Genomic DNA, 482 nt, shown 5'->3' on the forward strand with positions numbered 1-482 from the left:
CATTCTCCGCACGTAGGTATTCATTCTCACGCTTAAGCTCTGCTAAGGTCTTTTCATCATCTGGTTTGTCTGTGATATAGGGTTTACTCATGGCGGTTCCACCTTGACATTTAGAAGTGAGTCCAGACATGCCTTCTTGCCGATATGCTTTATGCCAGTGACTGATTAATGCCGGTGAGCTGATGTTAAATTTAAGGGCAACCTCTGATTGACTTAAATCTTGCTCTAGCATGGTAGTTAATACTTTGTGTTTAAACTCACGACTATAGTAGGCTTTGCTTGTCTTTGGCTTTATCGCATCTATGCCACCGCTTTGATATTGCTTCACCCATTTAGCTATGAATCTTGGGTTGATATTAAACTTCTTAGCTGTGGCAGCTCCGGTATGTCCTTGCCTATAGTATGCTATGACTTTTATCTTAAAGTCTAGGTCGTAACGCATAAAAATACCCCATAAGTTGTGTCCAACTTATGGGGTTCAG

The 482-nt window shown here is 41.3% G+C and carries 1 protein-coding gene; it reads right to left on the reverse strand.

Features of this window, described 5'->3' with window-relative positions; translation table 11 throughout:
- A partial coding sequence (locus A1232T_RS13070; protein ID WP_077449794.1) for a helix-turn-helix domain-containing protein occupies positions 1-442 on the reverse strand: 442 nt, incomplete at its 3' end.
- Positions 443-482 lie beyond the last annotated feature (40 nt).

Origin of the sequence: Psychrobacter pasteurii, from assembly GCF_900162815.1 — a bacterium.
Lineage (GTDB): Bacteria > Pseudomonadota > Gammaproteobacteria > Pseudomonadales > Moraxellaceae > Psychrobacter > Psychrobacter pasteurii.